The organism is Aeromonas sp. NJAU223, from assembly GCF_051125555.1.
Lineage (GTDB): Bacteria > Pseudomonadota > Gammaproteobacteria > Enterobacterales > Aeromonadaceae > Aeromonas > Aeromonas veronii_G.
The window spans coordinates 773641-780000 of the sequence record NZ_CP144204.1 but is presented as its reverse complement, the minus strand read 5'-3'; the positions used below and the strand labels follow the sequence as shown (position 1 = coordinate 780000).

Below are 6360 nucleotides of genomic sequence, written 5' to 3'. Positions count from 1 at the left end.
CTCCTGCACCTGCGCCTCCTGATCCTTGAGAGTCTGCTGCAACTGCTCGAAGGCCGCCTTCTGGGTCGCCAGCAGGGTATCCTTGATCCCCAGATCCGTCTTGAGTTGACCGATGGCCTTGCTCTGGCGCGCCAGGGTCTCCTGCTGCACCGTCAAGAGGCTACTCTGGGCCAACTCCTGCCGATTGCCGATCACATACCCGATGAGCCCCCCCACCAGCAGCACCACCAATAACTTCACGATTTGGGACATAGGGCCTCTTCTATTACTGCGCCACACTGCGGCCTCTTCCCTTCACTATATGCGACATCAATTGATTGATGTGAACAAACAAGGGGTTAACCAACAGTCACACTACTCTCACCCCGCTTTTGACGCGCAGCCAGCCGTAAAGTTCGCTCCAGGATCTGGGAATAGATGGGCCGCCCCCCCAACCACTGAGCCACCAGGGTGGCGCCGATGGTGGTGATCATCATGGGCAGGATCAGCTGATAGTTGTCGGTCATCTCGGTCACCAGCACAATGCCGGTGATGGGGGCGCGCACGGTGGCGGCAAACAGCGCCCCCATGCCGGCGATGGCAAAGGCACCGGGTTCAATGCCAAGGTCCGGGAAAGCCGCGTGGAAGATATGGCCGAACACCACCCCGAACAGGGTGCCGAGGGCCAGGGTGGGCGCGAAGACACCGCCGGGGGCGCCGGAGCAAAAGCAGATGAGCGTTGCGATGAGGCGCACCGTGAAGATGAGGAACAGGGTGGCCATGGCATATTCACCCCCCATCAGGTGCGGGATGAGCTCGGTGCCGCCACCGGTCACCGAGGGCACGAACAGCGACAGCACGCCGAAGGTGCCCGCCACCAGCATGCCGATGGCGACGAAGCGATGGCGCTTGTTCTGGTGCAAGGCGAGGTAACCGTCCTGACAGGCCAGCACCAGCTTGTTGAAGACAAAACCCAGCACGCCGAAGCAGGCCCCCATGAAGAGGAAGAGCCAGAGCGCCTTCAGGGCCGGGGCGTCGTAATGAGGCAGGCTTATCACCGGCGCCTGTCCCTTCATGTTTTGCAGCATCAGGGTCGCCATGACGGCGGAGATCCCCACCGCCTTAATGGCGAGGAAGGAGTAGCGAAACTGGGGGCGCATCTCCTCCATCACGAACAGTATGCCCGCGAGTGGCGCATTGAAGGCTGCCGCCAGCCCCCCGGCGGCACCCGCCGCCAGCAGGGCATGTCCATGTTCCTTGGGCAGACGGAAGATATCCGCCACCATCTTGCCGAGGTTGCCGCCGATCTGTACCGAGGGTCCCTCCCGTCCCAGCACCATGCCGGAGCTCAAGGTGCAGATGCCACCGAAGAATTTGACCGGCAGTACCCGCCACCAACGCACCGGCCGCAGCTCGTCCATGGCTCCCTCGATCTCGGGAATGCCGGATCCCCCCGCCTCGGGAGCGAAGGCATGAGTGAGAAAGTAGCCGACCATGCCGAGCAGGGCGCTGAAACCGAACCCTAGCCCGATGAGTTGCCACCAGGGCCTGTCCGCCAGCAGGGTGACCCGCAAGGAGATCATCCAGTGCACGCCGGACTCAAACAATCCACACACCAGGCCCGCCAGGAGACCCAACAGGGCGGCCAACAGCAGCACCAGTAGCGGCATCTTGTCCTGCAAAATAAGGCGTTGAAAGACGGGTCTGTGCCCAGGCAACGGATTATCAGAAGAAGAGGGAGCTTGTTGCGCCATGAGAAACCATATTCATCCAGCAAGGTTTGACAACACCCGGTCCCGGCTCGACTGCCCAGCACAGGGCCTTTCTGCTATAGTCGGCCCGTTTAATGTGCCACGGGGCAGGCCAGCGGCCCGGGTAATGAGAGCGCAAAGCATACTCCACCACCCGCAGGCTGCCGAGCCGCATTCGGCCACCTTTCCCGGTACGACCACCAAAATCCCATTAAGGATGATCCATGTCAAAATCAGATCAGCTGTTTGAACAGGCCCGCCAGACCATTCCGGGTGGCGTCAACTCCCCGGTCCGCGCCTTCAACGGGGTTGGTGGCACGCCCCGCTTCATCGAGAGTGCCGACGGTGCCTATCTCTATGATGTGGATGGTCAGGCCTATGTGGACTATATCGGCTCCTGGGGCCCCATGCTGCTGGGTCACAACCACCCGGCCATCAAGGCCGCCGTCATCCAGGCGGTGGAGAAGGGGCTGAGCTACGGCGCCCCCACCGAGATCGAGGTGCGCATGGCGGAGAAGGTGCGCCAGCTAGTCCCCTCCATGGAGCAGGTGCGGATGGTGAACTCGGGCACCGAAGCGACCATGAGCGCCATCCGCCTGGCCCGCGGCTACACCGGCCGCGACAAGATCGTCAAATTCGAGGGCTGCTACCACGGCCACGCCGACTCCCTGCTGGTGAAGGCCGGCTCCGGCGCCCTCACCCTGGGTCAGCCGAACAGCCCGGGCGTACCGGCGGACTTTGCCAAACACACCCTCACCTGCGTGTTCAACGATCTGGATTCGGTGCGGGACGTCTTCGCCCAGTACGCCAGCGACATCGCCTGCATCATCGTCGAACCGGTGGCCGGCAACATGAACTGCATCCCGCCGATGCCTGGCTTCCTGGAAGGGCTGCGCGCCATCTGCGACGAAGCCGGCGCCCTGCTGATCCTGGACGAAGTGATGACTGGCTTCCGGGTCGCCCTCGGCGGCGCCCAGGGCCACTACAACATTGACCCGGATCTCACCACCCTCGGCAAGATCATCGGGGCCGGCATGCCGGTGGGCGCCTTCGGCGGCAAGAAGAAGGTGATGCAGCACATCGCCCCGACCGGCCCCGTCTACCAGGCGGGCACCCTGTCCGGCAACCCGGTGGCCATGGCCGCGGGTCTGGCCATGCTGGATCTGCTGCAAGAACCCGGCCTCTATGCGCGGCTCGACGCCAAGACAGCCCAGATAGCGGAGGGCTTGAAGGCCGCCGCCGCCAAACACGGCATCCCGCTCGCCGTCACCCAGGTGGGTGGCATGTTCGGTTTCTTCTTCACCGATGAAGCCGAAATCACCCGCTATGAGCAGGTGACCCGCTGCGACATGGAACGCTTCAAGCGCTTCTACCACCTCATGCTGGAAGAGGGTGTCTACCTGGCGCCGAGCGCCTACGAGGCGGGCTTCCTCTCCCTGGCCCACGGTGACAAGGAGATAGCCCACACCCTGGCCGCCGCCGAGCGCAGCTTCGCCAAGCTGGCGGGCTGATCCCGGTCCATATAAACCCGTCCAAATAAAGAAGGGCCCTGCGGGGCCCTTCTTCTTGCCTGTGCGGCTAGCCCGCACAGGATCCTGATTGCATGCCCCCTTGTGGTGCACGCCTCTCCTCCTCCCCTTCGGGTTTGCCATGCACTGGTGCAAGCAGCGCCACCACGGCTGTCATAAAGCAGGCCCACTATTTGCACCAGATTGCTGGAGGCGGTTCACGGCATCCCGGGTGAACCGCGCCCCCAGGAGCCCACTTGACCGAGGTGTGTATGGCAGAGATGAGCCCCATCGATGTGCTGCGGCGCTATCAGGAGTACGAAACCGAGCTGGCCCCCCTGCTGCTGGGGTTACTCAACCTCCCCCCGGAGTCCCTCAAGGCCTATCCCTTCGTGCAGAGCGTGCAGAGCACGCCCCTGCCCCAGGCAAACGCCACCATCCTGGCTCCGATCCCCGCCCCCCAGGGGCAGCTCAGACTGGTGGTGCAGGGCCATGGCCGTGAGCTTGGCATCAACCTGCATCAGCTGATCGCCTGGCTGATGGGAGACAGAGAGCGGCGCCGCGCCATCCCCTGGTTCAGGGCCGTCTACGTGGTGCTGAGCCTTGCGCTGTTTCTCATCGTCGCCACCCTGATCTGGCACGGACTTGAGCAGCTCTACCTGCTGCTGTGCGGCACCCAGCCAAACCGGCTCGGCGCCTTCAGCGCCATCATCTTCCTGACCCTGGCATTGGCGGTGTTCGATCTCGGCAAGACCATACTGGAGGAGGAGGTACTGCTCCATAAGGACATCTTCCGCCACAGCGCCATTCGCCGCACCATCACCCGCTTCATCGCCGCCATCCTGATCGCGGTCTCCATCGAGGGGCTGCTGTTGCTGTTCAAGGGGTCTCTCGGCCAGGTCGAGCTGCTCTGGCCGGCGGTGGGGGTGATGGCCTGCGCCGTGGGACTGCTGCTGGCGCTCGGGCTCTACGTGTTTCTCGGCGCCAAGGCGGAGGCGGCCCTGGTCGCCTCCAGCCAGCGTCCCCTGACGAGTGGTGGCGAGCCGGGAGCCGGGCTTTCGCGACGGCGCACCGGCTTTCGGCGCGGGAGGTGATCCCTCCCCGCAACAAGGTTAGCGGGGAGCCTCGCTCAGCCCGTGCTGAGCCGGTAACGGGCTAGCGGGCTGGCGCCGCCCCGCCCGCCAGGAGGCGTACATGGTCCAGGAGGTGTAGATGACCACCAGGGCCACCAGCCATTTGAGCATCTCCATGTCCATGGACTGCACCAGCTGGGCCCCCAGCACCACGCCGAGAGGGCCGAAGATGGCCACCGCCAGCACGGCTTTGGCATCAAATGCTCCCCTCCGGATGAAGGTGCCCGCCGAGAAGACGCTGAGCACGGCGGTGGAGCCCATCATGATGGGGAAGGCCGCCATGGGGTTCATCCCCAGCAGGTAGACCAGGGTCATGCAGGGGGCGAACAGGCCGATGCCGACGTTCATCAAGACCCCGAAGAGGAAGTTGCCAGCCAGGGCAATCCCCAGCTTGTAGCCGGTCAGCCCCATGGCCTCGCCACCGAGGGGGAAGAGCCCCAGCAGGCCGGCGAAGATGAGCCCGGCCACCACCAGCAGGGAGACCGCCATCACCAGCCGGATGGTCTGCCTATCGAAGCCGGCGACCCGGCTCGCCCCCCAGGCGGCTCCCGCGGCGGCCGCCGCCATCATGCTGATGAGGGTGAGGGGGTCCACCTTGACCACGCCGATGAAGATGAGGGACTGGGTCACGGTCGGCAGCACGCACTGACCGTTGAGGGTGCCCGGCAGCAGACGATCGTCGATGAGCTTGAACTGCTTGTAGCAGGCGGTCTTCACCGCGAAGCTGCCCACCCCCAGGGTATCGAGGAAGTTGGCGACAAAACCGATGCCCGCCACCGGCCAGAACGGCGTGGACTCGAGCTCCCCCCTGCGCCGCTTGTGCCACCAGGCGTGGATCAGCATGAAGATGAAGACCAGGGCGCAGCCGATGAACAGCAGACGCAACAGATTGATTAGCATTGGCGTTCTCCAAAAGAGGCGGCGATGTCAATGGCGCGCCGCCCCCGACAATATGGCGTGGGCCCACCAGTCCGGCCCCATCGACGGGATTGATCCCAGGGTGAGTATGCGAACTCGAACGGCGCTGCCCATACTTGCCCATGAGGGCGCAAGCCCGGGGTCATCGGCCGTAGTCATGGTCATTTCGCGACGACCACAGCCGCCGATGGAAATAAGCAAAAGAAGGCAGGTTTCCCTGCCTTCTTTTTTATTGCCAGCCATCCGATGCCGGGTCTGTCAGCCCAGCCAGCCGGGCAGCCTGGGGGCGATGCGCGCGATCATGCGATCCGACAAGGGCGTCAGCAGCAAGAGGGGCAGACAGAGCAGAGCCAGGCAGAGGGCGCCGACATAGACATCCGTCAGCCAGTGAGCCCCGGCCAGGATGCGGGGGGCCGAGAACAGGGGCACCATCAGCAGGGCGATGACGCCGGCCCAGCGCGGCAGGTAGCGCAGGGCGAAGCCGGCGAAGATCATCAGGAAGAGGGCGTGATCACCGGGGAAGCTGTCGCTTGAGGAATCCTTGGTCGGGATGGCGCTCAGCTCGGTCACCCGCAGCGCCCCCTCCACCATCAGGGTGGGGCTGGGGCGACTGACCGGCAGCAGGTGGCCAAACTGGTTGATCACCAGGGCCCCCAGCAGCATGACGACCCCCATAGCCACCAGCCGACGGCGCTCCTGCCCCTGTGCACGGAAGAAGCAGATGGCCAGGATCAGCCCCATGCAGGCCAAGGCCACCAGATCGAACAGGCGGTTGTTGGTGATGGCCACCAGATCCGCCCAGCGTGCGGAGTCGGCGAGCCAGCCATTGACCCGCAGGAAGGTGGTGAGATCCCAGTGATCCCAGGGGCCGTGGCCCGGCAGGGCGCCCCAACTGAGGGCGATCAGCCCCCCGACCAGATAGAAAGGTATGAACTTGCTCATGCCGAGCCTTCCTTCAGAAAAACCTTATTTTAAAGTAGATTATTCGAGATCTGAATCACAAAAATGTAAAAGTTAATGTCAGAAAGATACTCTAGCGAATCTTTTTCCACAGATCCCATGTCGGCTCCC

6 protein-coding genes (1 of these 6 only partly in view) are annotated in these 6360 nt (G+C 63.8%); 2 read left to right on the top strand and 4 right to left on the bottom strand.

Annotated elements, in window-relative coordinates:
• Positions 1-252 carry the 5' portion of a DUF6776 family protein gene (locus VZC39_RS03765; RefSeq protein WP_434665817.1) on the bottom strand. It extends 441 nt beyond the left edge of the window, so 252 of the gene's 693 nt are visible here — the first part of the coding sequence; the start codon lies at positions 250-252; the stop codon falls past the left edge of the window.
• An 86-nt stretch (positions 253-338) separates the two neighbouring features.
• Positions 339-1733, bottom strand: a complete 1395-nt coding sequence (gene clcA, locus VZC39_RS03760) for a H(+)/Cl(-) exchange transporter ClcA (protein WP_434665815.1) — start codon at positions 1731-1733, stop codon at positions 339-341.
• Between the two features lie 221 nt (positions 1734-1954).
• Between clcA and hemL the strand changes: the two genes are divergently transcribed.
• Together hemL and VZC39_RS03750 are read left to right on the top strand one after the other, a co-directional pair.
• On the top strand, positions 1955-3241 hold the full coding sequence (hemL, locus tag VZC39_RS03755) for a glutamate-1-semialdehyde 2,1-aminomutase (protein ID WP_349921117.1): 1287 nt from the start codon (positions 1955-1957) through the stop codon (positions 3239-3241).
• 269 nt (positions 3242-3510) lie between these two features.
• Positions 3511-4332, top strand: coding sequence for a hypothetical protein (locus tag VZC39_RS03750; protein ID WP_349921116.1), 822 nt, complete (start codon positions 3511-3513; stop codon positions 4330-4332).
• An 18-nt stretch (positions 4333-4350) separates the two neighbouring features.
• Here the strand turns inward: VZC39_RS03750 and VZC39_RS03745 are convergent, their stop codons facing one another.
• Both VZC39_RS03745 and VZC39_RS03740 read right to left on the bottom strand, forming a co-directional pair.
• Positions 4351-5271, bottom strand: coding sequence for a TSUP family transporter (locus tag VZC39_RS03745; protein ID WP_434665812.1), 921 nt, complete (start codon positions 5269-5271; stop codon positions 4351-4353).
• Between the two features lie 276 nt (positions 5272-5547).
• Positions 5548-6231 (bottom strand): phosphatase PAP2 family protein, encoded by a 684-nt coding sequence (locus VZC39_RS03740; protein WP_434665810.1) that lies wholly within the window; start codon positions 6229-6231, stop codon positions 5548-5550.
• Positions 6232-6360: the final 129 nt, after the last annotated feature.